The organism is Sphingopyxis sp. Geo48 (assembly GCF_949769155.1).
Taxonomy (GTDB): Bacteria; Pseudomonadota; Alphaproteobacteria; order Sphingomonadales; family Sphingomonadaceae; genus Sphingopyxis.
The window spans coordinates 126,156-142,163 of sequence record NZ_CATKPA010000001.1 but is presented as its reverse complement, the minus strand read 5'-3'; the positions used below and the strand labels follow the sequence as shown (position 1 = coordinate 142,163).

Sequence of the window (16,008 nt, the reverse complement as noted above, 5' to 3'; positions counted from 1 at the left end):
TCGCTCCTCGCAATGACGACGCTCCATTTTGCACGGAGGTGACGGACTCATGAGCATCCATGTAGGCGTCGGCGGCTGGACCTTCGAGCCGTGGCGCGGCCCCTTCTATCCCGCCGGCCTCGCGCAGAAGCGCGAGCTCGAATATGCCGGGCAGCATCTGACCGGCATCGAGATCAACGGCACCTATTATGGCAGCCAGAAGCCAGAGAGTTTCGCCAACTGGGCCGCATCGGTCCCCGACGGCTTCAAATTCAGCGTCAAGGCGTCACGCTTCACCACCAACCGCAAGGTGCTGAAGGAAGGCGCCGCCTCGATCGAGAAATTCCTGACGCAAGGACTGATCCGCCTCGGCGACCGGCTCGGCCCGATCCATTGGCAGTTCATGGCAACCAAGAAGTTCGACCGCGACGATTTCGCGGGATTCCTCGACTTGCTTCCCGACAGTCAGGACGGCCTGCCGCTGCGCCATGCGATCGAGGTGCGCCACGAGAGCTTTCGCGACCAAGCCTTTATCGACATGCTGCGCGAGCGCAACATGGCGGTGGTCTATGCCGACAGCGACGAATTCCCCTGCATCGACGAGCAGACCGCCGACTTCACCTACGCCCGCCTCCAGCGCAGCCAAGAGGATGTCGAGACCGGCTACACCGAGGCAGCGCTGGATGGTTGGGCGAAGCAGGCAAAGGATTGGGCGAAGGGCGACCGCGACGTCTTCCTCTTCTTCATCGCGGGCGCAAAGGTCCGCAACCCGGCGGCTGCGCAGGCGCTGATCGCGCGGCTATGACCGCAGGCTATTCGGGCACGCCGCTGGCGAAGAAGCTGTCGCTGAAGGACGGCATCTCAGTCTGGTTTCACGCGATGCCGGGCAGCGTGCGCGATGACATCGGCGCCATCGCGCTCGACGAACGCGCCGCACCCGAAGCGGGATTGCAGGCCGCGCATATCTTCACGGCCGAACGCGCCGAACTCGAAAGGCTGCTGACCGACCTTCGCAGGCTGATCGATCCCGCAGGATTTGTCTGGATCAGCTGGCCCAAGAAGGCCTCGAAAGTCCCGACCGACATCACCGAGGATGTCATCCGCACCATCTGCCTGCCCATGGGTTGGGTCGATGTGAAGGTCTGCGCGGTCAACGCGACCTGGTCGGGCCTGAAACTCATGATCCGCAAAGAGTTCCGCTAAAAATCCTCCCTGTCGCGCAGCGATGGGGAGGTGGCAGCGCGAAGCGCTGACGGAGGGGCTATTACGCGGCCCCTCCACCACTCGCTTCGCGAGCGGTCCCCCTCCCCATCGCGACGCGACAGGGAGGATATAGCGTCAGGTCATCGCAGCCTTCGCCGCGAGGAAGTTGTATGGGTCGATGCCGCGGCTGCGGTACGCCCGGTGCGCTTCCTTGTAGAGCGTCGGCTCGCCGATGCCGAGGCGCGCGCGCGCGGCGTCGAGCGGTTCGGCGAGCAGGGCGCGAATGTCCTGCTCGATAATCGGCTTCGACGCTTTGCCGTGGCGCTGGCCCTGGCGGATCGCGCCCATCACCGGCGCGTCGCCCTTGACGCTGCGCTTCAGCTCGTAACCGCCGGCATAGGCGATGAAGAAATTGCCGTAGTTGCCGGTCTGGCCATAGGTGAAGCCGAGCACGCATTGCTCGCCGAGCGCGTCGCGGCCGTAGCCGGTCAGGATATGAAACAGGTCGTGCGTGTCGCGCAGGCGATTGGCATACCACTGGAGCTGGTCGTCGAACTTCGGGCGGCCCATCTTCTCGGCCTCGGCAACAAGGCCTGCAGCCGACAGGCCTTCGCGGCGCATGAAGGTGACATAGGCGTGACCCACCGTGCCCTCGGGTAGCGCGTCGATCCAGCTGTGATCGTCGAGCAGATCGGGCAGATAGGGCTCGCTCGCCATCAGCCGCTGCCCCTTCTCGCTCTCCACGAACGCGCGCGCATCGTCGACGAAGCCCTTGCGGGGCAGATTCTCGAAGATGTGAAAGACCTGTTCGGTGTCTTCCTTGTCCTTGATCAGCTTGCGGAAGTGACCGAACGCCTTGACCGGCCGGAACTTCGCAGGCTGACGATCAGGATGGGAGAAGATGGTCGGGATCATGGCGGCTCTCTTTTGCGAACTCGTGCGAATCATCTGATGCTGTCCGAATAGCATTACTGACATAGATGTCAATAACCGTTCAACGCGATCGAAAATTCCCTCGACGCCTCCCCGGCCGCGCGATACCCCTCATCATGGGCGAAGGGGAAAACGGCATGGAAACGCAGGCGACGCCGACACGCTACGAAAGCCTCGATGCCATTCGCGGCGTCGCGGTGATGGGGATCTTGGCGATGAATATCGTCGCCTTCGCCGCTCCCTTTGCGGCTTACGTCAACCCCGTCGCCGGTGGCCCGGTCGGAAATCTCGATCTCGCGACCTGGTTCTTCAACTTCGTTTTCATCGATTCGAAGATGCGCGGGCTGTTCTCGATGTTGTTCGGCGCGAGCACGCTGCTGGTGATCCAGAGCGCCGCAGCGAGCGGCCGCAGCGCGGCCGAGGCCCATTATGCGCGGATGACCTGGCTGGCGATCTTCGGACTCATCCATTATTATTTCATCTGGTTCGGCGATATCTTGTTCCTCTACGCGGTGTGCGGCCTGCTGCTCTTTGCCTTCCGCGACTTGTCGGTGAACGCGCTGCTACGCTGGGCAGCCGCCTTCTTTCTCGTCGGGATCGGTCTGCTCGCCTCCGGCTGGCTGATGTTCCTGCTCGCCGAAACGGGCAATCTGCCGCCCGACGTCGCCTCCGGGCTGGCCGATGATCTTGCCAAGATGAACGCCGACATGGGCCCCGGCGCGGCGAGCTATGCAAAGGATGTTTCCGTCCATCTCGGCGGCTATGGCGGCATCGTCGCGGCCAAGCTCGGCGAGCACGCAGCCGAGCCGTTCGTCCAGGCACTCATGTTCCTGTGGGAGACGATGGGGCTGATGCTGGTCGGCATGGCGCTGTTCAAATCGCAGATGCTGACTGGCGAATGGGAGCCGGCGCGCTACCGTAAATGGGCGATCCGCGGGTTCCTGATCGGCATCCCCCCACTGATCGCCCTCGCTTGCTATCAGGTCGCCAGCGGATTCAGCGCGGTCTCGACCTTCGGCGCCTCGCTGTCGTTATCGGTGCCCTTCGACGTCGCGATGACGATCGGCTGGGCAGCGCTGATCATGCTGCTGATCAAGACCGCCGCGAGCGACGCGGTGCGCGCGCGCCTGGCAGCGACGGGGCGGATGGCCTTCACCAACTACCTGACCACCTCGATCGTGATGACGACGATCTTCTACGGCTATGGTTTCGGCCTGTACGGGGGCGTCGGGCGCGCCGCGCTTTACCTCTTCTGCTTCGGCATGTGGGCGGCGATGCTGCTGTGGTCGAAGCCTTGGCTCGACCGGTTCAACTATGGCCCGCTCGAATGGATCTGGCGCAGCCTGTCGCGGCGACAGTTGCAACCGATGCGGAAAGCCGCGCGGGCTTAAGCGCTGGCGGCGCGGCCGAAGGTCGACGGGCGACGCTGGACGAGTGGGTTCGCTTCGCGTTCCAGCGCTTCCAGCGTTTCCTCGAACAGCGGGCGTAGCGTGACGACCCGCGGCAGATATTCCTCGGGGCTGACCTGCGCCTCGACACAATGGCGACCGAACATCTCGATATCTTCGGACAGCGCACCAAGGCGTTCGGCGCCGAACTGGCGCGCCTCGCTCTTCAGCGTGTGCGCGGGCATCACGAGTCCGCGCGCGTCGCGGGCGCGCATCGCCTCTTCGATCGCGGCGACCGACTTGATGCCATCCTCGCGGAAATAGCCGAGAATGCGCACGAACGCCGCCCCCAACTGGGTGCGCGTCGCGCGGAATTCGTTCCAATCGACCAGCATCTCGTCCAACGTTGCGTCCCTCGGTATTCAGCTCGGTCTTGGTCCCGGCCGCACCATGCACCAAAGTCGGTAAAAAAGAGGTTACGCTGTTCCGGACGGCGCACGAAAGCCGCCCCGTTTTGGGTCAGTCGCGGCGCGCGCGCCAGCCCGCTTCCCCTGCGGGTTCGAGAGTCCAGCCATGTTGGGCGGCCAGCGCCGCGGCCTCGCGTCCTGCCTGCGGGTCGTCGGCGAGCAACAGCACGTCGCGCGCATCGCGCATCGCCCGTGCGAGCCGCAGCGCGGGCCACGGGCAGCGCATGCCGCGCGCATCGACGACGACGCTCGCCGCGTCCGCGGCCATCTCAATCGTCATAGGGGTTGCGCGTGTTGCGGAAATTGAGGCGGATCGGCACCCCTTGGAAGCCCAGTTCCTTACGCATCCCGTTGGTCAGGTAACGCTGGTAGCTTGCGGGAAGCGCGTCGGTGCGGCTGCCGAAGACGACGAACGTCGGCGGACGCGTGCGCGCCTGCGTCATATAGCGCAGCTTGATCCGCTTGCCGCCGGGCGCGGGCGGCGGGTTCGCCTCGATCGCGCGTTCGAACCAGCGGTTGAGCTTTGCGGTGGAGACGCGGCTGGTCCAGATCGCGCGCTGTTCGAAGGCCACGCGCACCAGCGTGTCGATCCCCTTCCCCGTCGCGCCCGAGATGCTGAGCAGCGGCACACCCTTGATCTGCGACAGCCCGTCGTCGAGCGCCGCGCGCACGCCGTTGAACAGCGACGAGGGGTCTTCGGCGACGTCCCATTTGTTGAGCGCCACGATCAGTCCGCGCCCCTCCTCGATCACCCGGTCGGCGATGCGCAGATCCTGCGCCTCCAGCCCCTTTGTGGCGTCAAGAAGCAGCACGACGACCTCGGCGAAGTCGACCGCGTGGAGCGCGTCGGCGACCGACAGTTTCTCGAGCTTGTCCTGCACCTTCGCGCGCTTGCGCATCCCGGCGGTGTCGAACAGCTGGATCGGATGGACCTCGCCGTCCTTTTCCCACTGCCAGTCGACCCGGATCGAATCGCGCGTGATCCCGGCTTCGGGCCCGGTGATCAGGCGGTCCTCACCGATCATGCGGTTGATCAAGGTCGACTTGCCCGCGTTCGGGCGCCCGACGATCGCGAGCTTGAGCGGGCCGAGCGGCGCGTCCTCGTCATCGCCATCGACCGCCTGTCCCTCATCGGCATCCATAAAGGGTTCGACGATCGGGCGCAGCGCGTCGAACAGGTCGACCAGCCCCTCGCCATGTTCGGCACTGAGCGCGAGAACATTGTCGAAGCCGAGGCTGTAAGCCTCCATCAGCCCCGTCTCGCCCTGCTTGCCCTCGGCCTTGTTCGCGCAGAGGATGATCGGGGTGTCCTCGCTGCGCAGCCAGCGCGCGATTTCTTCGTCGAGCGGCATCACGCCGGCGCGCGCGTCGATCAGAAACAGCGCGGCGTCGGCCTCGCGTACCGCCTTTTCGGTCTGGACGCGCATCCGCCCCGGCAGCGTCGCCGCGTCCTGATCCTCGAACCCCGCGGTGTCGACGATCAGGAATTCGAGGCCGAGCAGCTTGCCGTCGCCCTCGCGCCGGTCGCGCGTCACGCCCGGCTGGTCGTCGACGAGCGCGAGGCGCTTGCCGACAAGCCGGTTGAACAGCGTCGATTTGCCGACATTGGGCCGGCCGACAATGGCGATCGTCGCAAGTCGCGACATGGCTTGGTTCCTATCTAATCCGGGCCGCCCCGGGCCCGGACGCGATCAGCGCCAGGCCGTGATGCGCCCGTCGTCTGCCAAAATATACAAGATATTGTTCGCGACCACCGGCGACTGCGACAGCGGCGCCTTGAATTCGGTCGTCGCGATCGTCGATCCGTCGGTCGGCGAGAATTCGACGAGCTGCCCCTCGCTGTTCACCGCGATCAGGCGGCCGCCCGCCAGTATCGGGCCAGTCCAGCGGATCGGGTCCTTCTTCTTCTTCTCGGTTTCGACGCGGAAGCGCGCGAGCTGCTGGAGCCAGCGGACCTTGCCGCTGCCGCGCGCAACGCAGAGCAGCTTGCCGTCGTCGGTCATCGCATAAACCCACTCGCCGACCACATAGGGTGTCGAGATGCCTGCGATCGAAATTTCCCAGCTCCGCTGGCCGGTCACGAGCTCGTAGCTCGCCATGCGGCCGCCTTGACCGAGCGCGAAGACGCGGCCGCGGTCGATGACCGGATCGGCGTCGACGTCCGACAGCGTCGACACCGACAGCGCCATCGAGGTGCGCGCAAGAGCGTCTTCCCAGAGGTCGCGACCGTTCTCGTAGCGATAGGCCTGCACCTCGCCCGACGAATAGCCGGCAACGATTGTGCCTTGCGCCGCCGCCGGCGACCCCGCGCCGAAGATGCTGCCTGCCTCGAGCGAGGCCGTCGCCTGCCACTGCACCGCGCCGTTCGCAGCGCTGAGCGCGAAAATCTGGTTGTCCTGGCTGATCACATAGACGCCGCCGAAAGCGACCGTCGGCGCGCCGCGCAGCGGCCCCGCCGGCTTTGCCTTCCACAGCACCGAGCCGTCGGTGGCATTCAGCGCGGCCACATCGCCCGAACCGCTGGTGGCATAGACGGTGGTGCCGTCCACGGCCGCGCCGCCGCCGAACAGCGAATTCTTGAAATCCTTGCCCGTGCTGCCGATCGACACGCTCCACAGCTTCGTGCCGGTATCGGCGGCAAAGGCCGAAACGACCGCATCGGTATCGACGACGAACAGACGGTTGTCGGCGATCACCGGCGAAGCGGCGAGGCGCTGCTTGTTGTTGCTGCCCGCGATGCTGGCTTCCCAGATCTTGGTGCGCGCCGCGCCGAGCGCCGGATGGCCCATTGATTTGGAAGCGTTGCCGCCCGATTGCGCCCAGTTCGGATTCACGACAGGCTCGGGCAGTACGACCGCGACCGATTCGGTGGCGGGATCGACCTTGATGCTGTTGTCGTTCGACAGGATCGACACGCGCTGGCCGACCGTCGGGGTCTTGGGACCGCCATTGCCCTTGAACGCGCCGCAGCCCGCCAGTGGCAGCGCAATCAGCATCGCGCCCGCCACATAGTGAAGTTTCCGCATTTACTTGGCTTCCTCGCTCGTTGCGGCCGCCGCTGCCTCCGGCGTGCCTTTCTGGTTCGCGGCGACGCGTTCGGCCACCCGCTTCGCATCGGCCGCGATGCTCGCTGCCGCGCGGTCGGCGACCGCATCGACGCCGAGCATTCCCGCCATCTGGACGGCGCGCGACTGCAGCGATTTCGAAATTTGCGGCGTCTTGGCGATCCGGCCGTACAGCTTGCCGGCCTCGTCGAACTTGCCCTGCTGGTAATAGGCCGCGGCGCTGAGTTCGGCGGCGCTCGGGAACCAGCTCGACGCCGGATCCTTCGCATCGACGATCGGCTTCAGCCGCGCAATGACCGCTTCGGGCTTCAACGTGTCGAATTCGAGCGCGGTCTGGCGGATCAGCGCCATGTCGCGCAGCGACTGGTCGAGCTTCGTGTCCGCAGCTACCTTCGCGACGAGCGCGGCGGCGCCCTTGATGTCGCCCGACTGCGCCTTCAGGTTCGACTGTTCGAGGAGCGCGGCGGCACGGTACGCGGGATCGCCCTCGCCCTCCAGCGTCTTCAGCGCCGCAGCCGCCGCCGACGGCTGGCCGCTCGCCACCTTGTCGAACGCCGCGAGCAGTTCTTCGGCCTTTTCGCCGCGCGCGACTTCCTGCCGGTGGCCCCAGTAGAGGTAACCGCCGAAAGCGAGCAGCGCCGCGATCACGCCCGCGACGATCCAGCGGCCGAAGCGCTGCATGATCGTGTCGAGCCGATCCTTGCGAACCGCCTCATCGACTTCCTGCAGCAGCGCCGCATTATTGTTCGTCGGGCTCAGGGCCAATCAAACCTCCATAAACCAGCGCCGGCACCGCATGAGCAGCGCCCGCCGGCCGCTTCCTTAGCGGCGGCGCTGGCAAAGGCCAAGCGTTTCACTCGGCGCCTCATCCTTCGTAAATCTGATCCCCCGTCGGGAATGAACGGGACCTGACTTCGTCCGCATAATCCTTCACCGCTTCGGTAACGGCGCCCGACAAAGTCCCGTAGCGTTTCACGAACTTGGGGACGCGTTCGAACATGCCGAGCATGTCGTCGGTGACCAGCACCTGCCCATCGCATTGCGCCGAGGCGCCGATGCCGATCGTCGGGCAGGCAACCTTGTTCGTGATCTCGATCGCGATCGATTCGAGCACGCCCTCGATGACGATCGAAAAGGCGCCCGCCTGCGCCACCGCGACCGCGTCCTCGACGATCGACCGCGCCTCCTCCTTACTCTTGCCGCGCACGCCATAGCCGCCGAGGATGTTGACCGCCTGCGGGGTCAACCCGACATGCCCCATCACCGGGATGCCGCGCTGGGTCAGGAATTCGATCGTCGGAGCGAGCACCTTGCCGCCCTCGACCTTCACCGCCGCCGCGCCGGTTTCCTTGAGCAGACGCGCGGCATTGTCGAACGCCTGCTGCGGGCTGCCCTCGTAACTGCCAAAGGGCATGTCGACGATCACCGCGGCGTGATAGCTGCCGCGCACGACCGCCGCGCCGTGCAGCGCCATCATGTCCATCGTCACGCCGACCGTATGCGGCAGGCCATAGATCACCTGCGCGAGCGAATCGCCGACCAGCAGCATGTCGCAATGCGGGTCGAGCAGCTGCGCCATGCGGACGGTGTAGGCGGTAAGCATGACGATCGGCTCGCCCCCCTTGCGCTGGCGGATGCGCGGCACCGTAAGGCGCTTCATCGGCTGCGGGGTCGGGTTGGCGCGGCTCGTCGACGTGTCGAGCGTGAGTGTTTTGGGGGTCGTGGACATGGCGCGGGGGTCTAGCCGATGCGACCGCGGTTTGCCAACCTTATCCGCCCGTCCGGTCAGGCCCCGGCGGCGGCCAACGCCGCGCGCTGCGTAGCGGTGAGCGCGAGGTCCAGACTTCCCATGATGTCGTCGAGCTGCTCGACCGTCGTCGCGCTGGCGATCGGCGCCGTAACGCCGGGCTGCGCGGCAACCCAGGCGAGCGCGATCTGCGACAGCGTCGCGCCGGTTTCGGCCGCGATGGCTTCCATCGCCGTCAGCACCATCGGCCCCTTGCCCTCGAGATAGCGTCCGACGCGCGCGCCGCGCGGGCTTTTGCCAAGGTCGTCGCTGGTGCGGTACTTGCCCGACAGATAGCCCGAGGCCAGGCTGAAATAGGTGACCACCCCCAGCCCCTCGGCGATGCAGAGCTCTTGCAGCGCGCCCTCATATTGTCCGCGGTCGAGCAGGTTGAGTTCGGGCTGCACCACCGTGTAGCGCGGCAGGCCATTTGCGTCCGAAACGCGCAGCGCCTCGGCCAGCCGGTCCGCCGAATAGTTGGACGCGCCGATCGCGCGAACCATACCGGCATCGACAAGCTCGGCGAACGCGCCGAGCACCTCGTCCAGCGGTACGTCGGGATCGTCCTTGTGTGCGAAATAGAGGTCGATCGTGTCGGTAGCGAGCCGGTCGAGCGAGCCTTGCGCCGCGTCGCGGATGCGATCGGGCTTCAGGCCGCCGGGCATCATCCCGACCTTGGTCGCGATCAGTATCTTGTCGCGCGCGCCGCGCGCCTTCAGCCAGGCGCCGATCATGCTTTCGGACTCGCCGCCCCTATGGCCGGGAACCCATGCCGAATAGACGTCGGCGGTGTCGATCATCCCGCCGCCCCGTTCAGCGAAGCGGTCAAGGATCGCGAAGCTCGCGTCGCGGCCCGCGGTCATCCCGAAGACATTGCCGCCAAGCACGAAAGGCTCGATCCAAAGCCCGCTTTGGCCAAGGGTCTTCTCGGTCATTTCGTGACTCGTTCCTTCACCGTGGGGACCGCCTCGCGCGGATTGTCGCTGAACAGCCCGTCGATACCGGTCGCCACATAGGTGCGAATCTCGGCCGCCAGATCGCCGTGCCCGGCGGGATCGACCCCGCCCTTGTCGGCGAGCGGCAGGAAATAATTCTCGCGGCGGAACGTCCAGGGATGGACCTTGAGCCGCACAGCATGGGCGTCGCGGACGAGGCTGGTCGGATCGCCGAGCGTGCCGAGCGCGCTCCGCGGAATGATCATTTCCTTGTATGGCCCGATCCCGTCGGCATAGGCGGCGACTGCCTTGAGCCCCGCCGGCGTCGCCATCGCGGCATAACTGAGCTTCGGATCGTCGGCGGGACCGCCCTCGCCGTCCATCAGCTGGATCAGCGGCAGATCGCTCTTCGCGCGGATCGCCTTCAGGTTGGCGACTTCGAAGCTCTGGATGAACACCGGCGCCTTGCGGCCGCGATAGCCATATCGGTCTAGGATCGCGAGCAAGGGCGCCTCGTGCGGCAGGCCGATCGACGCGAAATAGGTCGGATGCTTGGTTTCGGGATAGACGCCCACCGGCTTCGCCCGGCTCTTGTTGGTCTCGGCCAGAAGGTCGAGGATTTCGGCGAAGGTCGGGATTTCATATTCGCCGTCGTGCGCGGTGCCGCGAAGCTGCGGCAATCGCTCCTTCGCGCGCAGCGTTTTGAGTTCGGCGAGCGTGAAATCCTCGGTGAACCAGCCCGTCACCGGCTTGCCGTCGATCGTTTTCGTCGCCTTTCGACCCGCGAATTCAGGATGATCGGCGACGTCGGTCGTCTCCGAAATCTCGTTCTCGTGGCGCGCGACGAGAACGCCGTCCTTGGTCAGCACAAGGTCAGGCTCGATAAAGTCGGCGCCAAACTCGATCGCGAGGCGGTAGCTCGCCAGCGTATGTTCGGGCCGTTCGCCCGACGCGCCGCGATGCGCGATGACGATCGGCGGCTGGCCATCGAGCGTCGGTTCGGCCGCCACGGGATCAGCCCCGCATCCGGCAAGCGAAAGCGCGAGCAGCGCAGCGAGCCAGCGGATCATGCAAAACGCCGCTGCCAGTCGTCGGCCGAAAATCCGACGCTGAGATCGCCGTCGGCATCGACGACCGGGCGGCGGATCATCGCGGGCTGGTCGAGCATCAGCGCCTTCGCCGATGTGGCGCCCAGCCCTTCCTTCGCGGCTTCGGGCAGCTTGCGAAAGGTCGTACCACTCCGGTTGAGCAGTTTCTCCCAGCCAAGCGTGTCGATCCAGCCCTGCAGCCGCGCCGCGTCGAGCCCGTCCTTGCGATAATCGTGAAAGTCATAAGCGACACCGTGATCGTCGAGCCAGCGGCGCGCCTTTTTGACCGTGTCACAGTTCGGAATGCCATAGAGTGTCAGTGTCATAAATGCCGCGTAGAGCCTGCCGATTACAGATCGAAGGCAGCGACCCTAGGACAGCGACGCGGCGCCTGCAATGCGGCCATTCGCGCTCGCCAGCTTTCCGCGGAGCGCCCGTGCGAAGCCCTCGTGGAGCGCCCCCGCGACATCGGGGTGCGTACCCAGATAGGCGCGTAGCCCGGCAGCGGGGATGAACCACAGCCGCGCGTTGCTGGTCAGCACGACGGTTCCCGTCGCGTGGGCGCCGTCGAGCACCGTCGCCTCGCCGATCAGTGCACCGTCGGCAAGCGCGCCGACGTCGGCGCCGTCGCGGCGGATCGCCGCCCGCCCCTCGGCAAGATAGAAAAGGCAGGGAGCGGCTTCATTTTCGCGGATCAGCACTTCGCCGCGCTTGGCCGAAATCCAGAAGCCTTCGTCGATCAGCGCCCGCGCGGTCGCAGGCGGCAGGCCCTTGAAATGAAGGTCGCGCAATTCCTGTTCCTCGGGCGAGAAGCGGACTTGCGATCCCTGCAGCCACAGGCGTGCGATCAAGCCCAGGTTCACGAGGAGGATCGCGAGGATCAGCAGCGTGAAGAGCGTTCCGCGCCAGCCATAGAGCGCGACGGGCAGCGCGAGCAGCGCGGCGATGGCAAGGCCGAAACGGACGTGATTGACGCGCGCGACGAAACTGGCCGCCAGCAACGCGACGAGAGCCCCATAACCGAACCAGGCCGGATCGAAATTGGCCATATCCAACGACTTTTACGGTACGGTCCCCAAGCGGACCACTAGGCCGATAACGTTACCGATTGCCCAACGCCTTGATGAAAAATCGGCATGGATCTCCAAAAATCTGAAATAAACTATCATTTCCTGGCAGAAGAGAAAAGCTTCGCTGCGCAAAATACTCCTCTCCGCTAATTTAATCACTCTTGCTTGCTTCCCATGGGCATAGGCTTCATGGCGGCGGGCGATTCGCGTTTGGATCGAAATTGGCGTAGAAGACGGTCGATATGACGAAACAATGGCAACCGCACAGCTGGCGCTCGCACGAGGCCCGACAGCTCCCGATCTACAACGACGAAGCGGCCCTCGCGGCGGCCGAAAAGGAACTCGCGGGCTATCCGCCGCTCGTCTTTGCGGGCGAAGCGCGCGACCTGACCGCCGACCTAGGCCGCGTGGCAGAGGGCAAGGCTTTCCTGCTCCAGGGCGGCGACTGTGCCGAGAGCTTCGCCGAATTCCACCCGAACAACATCCGCGACACCTTCCGCGTGCTGCTCCAGATGGCGGTCGTGCTGACCTTCGCGTCGAAAATGCCGGTGGTGAAGCTCGGCCGCATGGCGGGCCAGTTCGCGAAGCCGCGCTCGGCCGACATGGAAGAGGTGAACGGCGTCGAACTGCCGAGCTATCGCGGCGACATCATCAACGACATCGCGTTCGAGGCTGCGGGCCGCGCGCCCGATCCGCAGCGGATGGTCAAGGCGTACAACCAGTCGGCGGCGACGCTGAACCTGCTGCGCGCCTTCGCCGGCGGCGGCTATGCCAACCTGCATCAGGTCAACGCCTGGACGCACGACTTCATGGACCGCAGCCCGTGGGCGAAGAAATATCAGGAAACCGCCGCGCGGATTTCCGAGGCGCTCGCTTTCATGGAAGCGTGCGGCGTGACGCCCGAGACGGTGCCGCAGATCAAGGGCACCAGCTTCTACACCAGCCATGAGGCGCTGCTGCTCCCCTATGAGCAGGCGCTGACGCGGCAGGACAGCCTGACCGGCGGCTGGTACGGCCTGTCCGGCCATTTCCTGTGGATCGGCGACCGCACCCGCTTCGAGGGGTCGGCGCATGTCGAGTATCTGCGCGGCGTCGGCAATCCGATCGGCATGAAGTGCGGCCCGAGCCTCGAGCCCGACGTGCTGCTGCGCCTGCTCGACACGCTGAACCCGAACCGCATCCCCGGCCGGATGACGTTGATCACCCGCTATGGCCATGACAAGATCGAGGCGCATCTGCCCAAGCTCGTCCGTGCGGTGAAGGAGGCGGGGCATCCCGTCGTCTGGTCGTGCGACCCGATGCACGGCAATGTCATCAAGACGAACAACGGCTACAAGACGCGCCCGTTCGAACGCATCCTCGCCGAAGTGCGCGGCTTCTTCGCCGTCCACCGCGCCGAGGGCACGCATGGCGGCGGCATCCATATCGAGATGACCGGCCAGAATGTCACCGAATGCACCGGCGGCGCGATGGATGTGACCCAGATGGATCTGGCCGACCGTTATCACACGCATTGCGACCCGCGTCTCAACGCGGGGCAGAGCCTCGAGCTTGCTTTCCTACTGGCAGAGATGCTGAATCAGGAGATGTCGGAGCGCGCCAAGCAGGCGGCCTGACAAGGCCCGTCATTGCGAGCGACGCGAAGCAATCCAGGGTAGCGTACCCACCCTGGATTGCTTCGCGTCGCTCGCAATGACGAAGAAATTACTTTCCCGGCCACAGCTTCGTATCGGCGAACACGCGCCCGAGCGCGACGTGCAGGTCCGCATCCTCCGCCGCGCCGCCGAGCGGCACCTTGTCCGAAAATTCGTCGCTGGTACCGTGATAGTCGCTTTCGAGGAATTTCTCGAGCAGCGGCATGTCCGAGAAGCTGCCACCGACCATCAGCGAAGTGACACCCTTCGCACCCAGCGCCCAGCCGTCTTGCCGCTGGACGAAGGCGTCGGCCTCGCCATCCTCGTCGAGTTTGCGGCCGAGCTTCGTCGCGGCGGCGCGCACCACCGCGTCATAGGCGGGCTTGCCGCGCCCGATCGTCGCGACGGGGGTACCGCGCGGCGAGATGGCAATCGTGTCGATGTTGAGCGCGACGGTGATGTCGGCGAGCGGCACCACCGGATGGTCGGCGAACCAGTGCGCGCCGAGCAGGCCTTTTTCCTCGGCGGTCGTCGCCATGAAATAGATGTCGCGGTCGGGGCGCTTCCCGCTCGCGAGGCGCTTTGCGACCGCGGTCAGCACCGCAATCCCGCTCGCGTTGTCGACCGCACCGTTGCAGATTCGGTCCTTGGGATCGTCGGGCGCGCAGATGCCGAGATGATCCCAATGGCCGAGGAACAGCACCGCCTTGCCGTCGGGCTTCGCGCCCGGCAGCTTTGCGATGATATTGTTGCTCTCGTAGGCGCGCACAACCGAGGTCGTCGCGAAGTCCGCGGTCGCGGGGAGCGCCGCGCCCTTGTAATCGGCCGCCTTTGCTGCGGCGCGAAGCGCGGCTCCATCCTGTCCCGCCTTCTGGAACAGCGTATCGGCGGCCGTGGGCGACAGGAAGCCGGTTACGGGTGCGCCCGGCGCGGCCGAAGCAAGGCGAGTTGCTTTGCCGCCGACTGAACTCTGGAGCTGGCTCCACAACGCATCATCGGTGGCAACGACCAGCACCGCGCTCGCACCCGCATCGGCCAGCTTCTGCCGCCGTTCGCGATAGCGCGGAAGATTCTCGCCGAAAGGCGCATTGTCATAGAGCATCACGGCGACCTTGCCGCTGACGTCGGCATTGACCTTGCCCGCGCCATCAAGGCCATAGCCGACGAACACGACCGGCAGGTTTGCCAGCGAGACTTTGGCATCGCGCCCGGTCAGCAGTACGCCGTCTGCACCAACGCCGAGATCGCTGCCTTTCAGCCTGAACGTCGCTGTCCCACCCGTCGCCTGCGTCTCGACCAGCGGCACGCCCTGCAGCCAGGGGGTTGCGCTGCCGGAAACGGGTTCGAGCCCGAGCTTCGCCCACTCGCCGACGACATAGGCGATCGTGCGATCCTCGCCCTCGGTGCCGGGGGCGCGGCCTTCGAAGGCATCGCTCGACAGGATTTTTATATGATCGGCAAGCTCGGCCTCGGTCACCGGCGCGTCGCGCTTGGCGGGAGCGGCGGAAACGGCAGGAGCGACGGCGACAAGAGCGACGGCCGCGATAGCGGCATGGAATTTCGTGATTTTCATGGGGCTGCCGCATGGCATTTCCGCCACCGACAGACAAGTCGCGTTCGTCGAACGACGAACGGCAGCCGCTACCGCCCCGCTCGCTCCAGCAGCGCGCGCGCCGCCGCGACGTGAATATCCTCGATCATCCGCCCTTCGTGCCGCTGCGCGCCGCCGGTCGCAGCAGCGATCAGCGCCTCGGCCTCGGCAATCTCGCGCGCCGACGGCGCGAAGGCAGCGTTGCACGGGTCGACCTGCGACGGGTGTATCAGCGTCTTGCCGTCGAAACCGAGCCGTCGAGCCTCGGCCGCTTCCGCGGCGAAGCCCGCCGCATCGTCGAGCGCGTTATATACGCCGTCGAAAGCCCAGACGCCGGCCGCGCGTGCCGCAAGCACGATGGTCTGGATCGCGACGCTCATCGCGCTGCGATCCATGCCGTCCGGCAGCTTCAATTCATGCGCCAGATCGTTAAGACCGGCGATCAGGCCCACAACGGCCGGGTCCGCTGCAATGTTGCGCGCGGCATAGATGGCGACCGGCGTCTCGATCATCGCCAGGATCGGCACGCCCAGCGCGCGCACCGGATCCAGATCGGCGACCGCATCGACCTTCGGCAGCACCACCGCGTCGAGCGCAAGGCCGTAGAGCGCCGTGATGTCGGCCTCCTGTTCCCAGCTTCCGGTCGCGTTGACGCGCACCGCGATACGCTTGCCGGGATAGCCCGCCTCGACCGCGCGGCGCATCGCCTCGCGCGCCTCGATCTTGCGGTCCGCGGGTACCGCATCCTCAAGGTCGATGATCAGCAGGTCGGCGGCGAGCCCCTGGGCCTTTTCGAGCGCGCGCGCGTTCGATCCGGGGACATAGAGCAGCGAGCGGGGCGGTGCGGCGTCGGTCGTCATGCTCTTTTC

Annotated in this window: 17 protein-coding genes; 4 read left to right on the top strand and 13 right to left on the bottom strand. The window is 65.8% G+C overall.

The window, feature by feature from the left end:
* Positions 1-49: 49 nt before the first annotated feature.
* Both QOL79_RS00740 and QOL79_RS00735 read left to right on the top strand, forming a co-directional pair.
* Positions 50-784, top strand: coding sequence for a DUF72 domain-containing protein (locus QOL79_RS00740; protein ID WP_283418299.1), 735 nt, complete (start codon positions 50-52; stop codon positions 782-784).
* A complete protein-coding gene (locus QOL79_RS00735) occupies positions 781-1,182 on the top strand; it encodes a hypothetical protein (RefSeq protein ID WP_283418298.1) in 402 nt (133 codons plus the stop codon). Before QOL79_RS00740 ends, QOL79_RS00735 begins: the two co-directional genes overlap by 4 nt.
* 135 nt (positions 1,183-1,317) lie before the next feature.
* On the opposite strand, the gene QOL79_RS00730 is transcribed toward QOL79_RS00735, so the two are convergent.
* A complete protein-coding gene (locus QOL79_RS00730; protein WP_283418297.1) occupies positions 1,318-2,097 on the bottom strand; it encodes a Coq4 family protein in 780 nt (259 codons plus the stop codon).
* A 134-nt stretch (positions 2,098-2,231) separates the two neighbouring features.
* Here QOL79_RS00730 and QOL79_RS00725 point away from each other — a divergent pair, with 134 nt between their 5' ends.
* Complete coding sequence (locus QOL79_RS00725) at positions 2,232-3,506, top strand: DUF418 domain-containing protein (RefSeq protein ID WP_283418296.1); 1,275 nt, start codon at positions 2,232-2,234, stop codon at positions 3,504-3,506.
* Here QOL79_RS00725 and QOL79_RS00720 read toward each other — a convergent pair.
* The 10 genes from QOL79_RS00720 to QOL79_RS00675 form a co-directional block, all read right to left on the bottom strand.
* Positions 3,503-3,898 (bottom strand): Hpt domain-containing protein, encoded by a 396-nt coding sequence (locus QOL79_RS00720; protein ID WP_058455617.1) that lies wholly within the window; start codon positions 3,896-3,898, stop codon positions 3,503-3,505. The two genes, QOL79_RS00725 and QOL79_RS00720, sit on opposite strands and share 4 nt — an antisense overlap.
* Before the next feature lie 124 nt (positions 3,899-4,022).
* Positions 4,023-4,250, bottom strand: a complete 228-nt coding sequence (locus QOL79_RS00715; RefSeq protein ID WP_283418295.1) for a sulfurtransferase TusA family protein — start codon at positions 4,248-4,250, stop codon at positions 4,023-4,025.
* Complete coding sequence (gene der / locus QOL79_RS00710; protein WP_058455615.1) at positions 4,240-5,616, bottom strand: ribosome biogenesis GTPase Der; 1,377 nt, start codon at positions 5,614-5,616, stop codon at positions 4,240-4,242. The genes QOL79_RS00715 and der overlap by 11 nt, the downstream gene beginning before the upstream one ends.
* Positions 5,617-5,661: 45 nt before the next feature.
* Positions 5,662-6,996, bottom strand: coding sequence for an outer membrane protein assembly factor BamB family protein (locus tag QOL79_RS00705; protein WP_283418294.1), 1,335 nt, complete (start codon positions 6,994-6,996; stop codon positions 5,662-5,664).
* Positions 6,997-7,800 (bottom strand): tetratricopeptide repeat protein, encoded by an 804-nt coding sequence (locus tag QOL79_RS00700; RefSeq protein WP_204992450.1) that lies wholly within the window; start codon positions 7,798-7,800, stop codon positions 6,997-6,999.
* A 100-nt stretch (positions 7,801-7,900) separates the two neighbouring features.
* Entirely contained in the window at positions 7,901-8,764 is an 864-nt protein-coding gene (gene panB, locus QOL79_RS00695) for a 3-methyl-2-oxobutanoate hydroxymethyltransferase (RefSeq protein WP_058455612.1), read from the bottom strand.
* A gap of 56 nt (positions 8,765-8,820) precedes the next feature.
* The gene (locus tag QOL79_RS00690) at positions 8,821-9,756 is read right to left on the bottom strand and encodes an aldo/keto reductase (RefSeq protein WP_283418293.1); all 936 of its coding nucleotides are present in this window, start codon (positions 9,754-9,756) and stop codon (positions 8,821-8,823) included.
* Positions 9,753-10,826 (bottom strand): glycerophosphodiester phosphodiesterase, encoded by a 1,074-nt coding sequence (locus QOL79_RS00685; RefSeq protein WP_283418292.1) that lies wholly within the window; start codon positions 10,824-10,826, stop codon positions 9,753-9,755. Before QOL79_RS00685 ends, QOL79_RS00690 begins: the two co-directional genes overlap by 4 nt.
* On the bottom strand, positions 10,823-11,170 hold the full coding sequence (locus QOL79_RS00680; RefSeq protein ID WP_283418291.1) for an ArsC family reductase: 348 nt from the start codon (positions 11,168-11,170) through the stop codon (positions 10,823-10,825). Before QOL79_RS00680 ends, QOL79_RS00685 begins: the two co-directional genes overlap by 4 nt.
* A 45-nt stretch (positions 11,171-11,215) precedes the next feature.
* Entirely contained in the window at positions 11,216-11,893 is a 678-nt protein-coding gene (locus QOL79_RS00675) for a cyclic nucleotide-binding domain-containing protein (RefSeq protein ID WP_058455608.1), read from the bottom strand.
* A gap of 263 nt (positions 11,894-12,156) precedes the next feature.
* Between QOL79_RS00675 and QOL79_RS00670 the strand changes: the two genes are divergently transcribed.
* Positions 12,157-13,530 carry a class II 3-deoxy-7-phosphoheptulonate synthase gene (locus QOL79_RS00670; RefSeq protein ID WP_283418290.1) on the top strand — a complete coding sequence of 458 codons (1,374 nt, stop codon included), beginning with the start codon at positions 12,157-12,159 and terminating at the stop codon, positions 13,528-13,530.
* Between the two features lie 88 nt (positions 13,531-13,618).
* Here the strand turns inward: QOL79_RS00670 and QOL79_RS00665 are convergent, their stop codons facing one another.
* Together QOL79_RS00665 and QOL79_RS00660 are read right to left on the bottom strand one after the other, a co-directional pair.
* A complete protein-coding gene (locus tag QOL79_RS00665) occupies positions 13,619-15,121 on the bottom strand; it encodes a M28 family peptidase (RefSeq protein ID WP_283418289.1) in 1,503 nt (500 codons plus the stop codon).
* A gap of 68 nt (positions 15,122-15,189) precedes the next feature.
* Positions 15,190-15,999 (bottom strand): HpcH/HpaI aldolase/citrate lyase family protein, encoded by an 810-nt coding sequence (locus QOL79_RS00660; RefSeq protein WP_283418288.1) that lies wholly within the window; start codon positions 15,997-15,999, stop codon positions 15,190-15,192.
* Positions 16,000-16,008 lie beyond the last annotated feature (9 nt).

Bases quoted from the DNA above. Each gene is read 5' to 3' on its own strand.
- QOL79_RS00705 (WP_283418294.1), bottom strand. From the start codon at position 6,996: ATGCGGAAACTTCACTATGTGGCGGGCGCGATGCTGATTGCGCTGCCA.
- QOL79_RS00740 (WP_283418299.1), top strand. From the start codon at position 50: ATGAGCATCCATGTAGGCGTCGGCGGCTGGACCTTCGAGCCGTGGCGC.
- QOL79_RS00685 (WP_283418292.1), bottom strand. From the start codon at position 10,826: ATGATCCGCTGGCTCGCTGCGCTGCTCGCGCTTTCGCTTGCCGGATGC.
- QOL79_RS00690 (WP_283418293.1), bottom strand. From the start codon at position 9,756: ATGACCGAGAAGACCCTTGGCCAAAGCGGGCTTTGGATCGAGCCTTTC.
- QOL79_RS00720 (WP_058455617.1), bottom strand. From the start codon at position 3,898: ATGCTGGTCGATTGGAACGAATTCCGCGCGACGCGCACCCAGTTGGGG.
- QOL79_RS00715 (WP_283418295.1), bottom strand. From the start codon at position 4,250: ATGACGATTGAGATGGCCGCGGACGCGGCGAGCGTCGTCGTCGATGCG.
- QOL79_RS00675 (WP_058455608.1), bottom strand. From the start codon at position 11,893: ATGGCCAATTTCGATCCGGCCTGGTTCGGTTATGGGGCTCTCGTCGCG.
- QOL79_RS00670 (WP_283418290.1), top strand. From the start codon at position 12,157: ATGACGAAACAATGGCAACCGCACAGCTGGCGCTCGCACGAGGCCCGA.
- QOL79_RS00730 (WP_283418297.1), bottom strand. From the start codon at position 2,097: ATGATCCCGACCATCTTCTCCCATCCTGATCGTCAGCCTGCGAAGTTC.
- QOL79_RS00680 (WP_283418291.1), bottom strand. From the start codon at position 11,170: ATGACACTGACACTCTATGGCATTCCGAACTGTGACACGGTCAAAAAG.
- panB (WP_058455612.1), bottom strand. From the start codon at position 8,764: ATGTCCACGACCCCCAAAACACTCACGCTCGACACGTCGACGAGCCGC.
- QOL79_RS00660 (WP_283418288.1), bottom strand. From the start codon at position 15,999: ATGACGACCGACGCCGCACCGCCCCGCTCGCTGCTCTATGTCCCCGGA.
- QOL79_RS00735 (WP_283418298.1), top strand. From the start codon at position 781: ATGACCGCAGGCTATTCGGGCACGCCGCTGGCGAAGAAGCTGTCGCTG.
- der (WP_058455615.1), bottom strand. From the start codon at position 5,616: ATGTCGCGACTTGCGACGATCGCCATTGTCGGCCGGCCCAATGTCGGC.
- QOL79_RS00725 (WP_283418296.1), top strand. From the start codon at position 2,232: ATGGGCGAAGGGGAAAACGGCATGGAAACGCAGGCGACGCCGACACGC.
- QOL79_RS00665 (WP_283418289.1), bottom strand. From the start codon at position 15,121: ATGAAAATCACGAAATTCCATGCCGCTATCGCGGCCGTCGCTCTTGTC.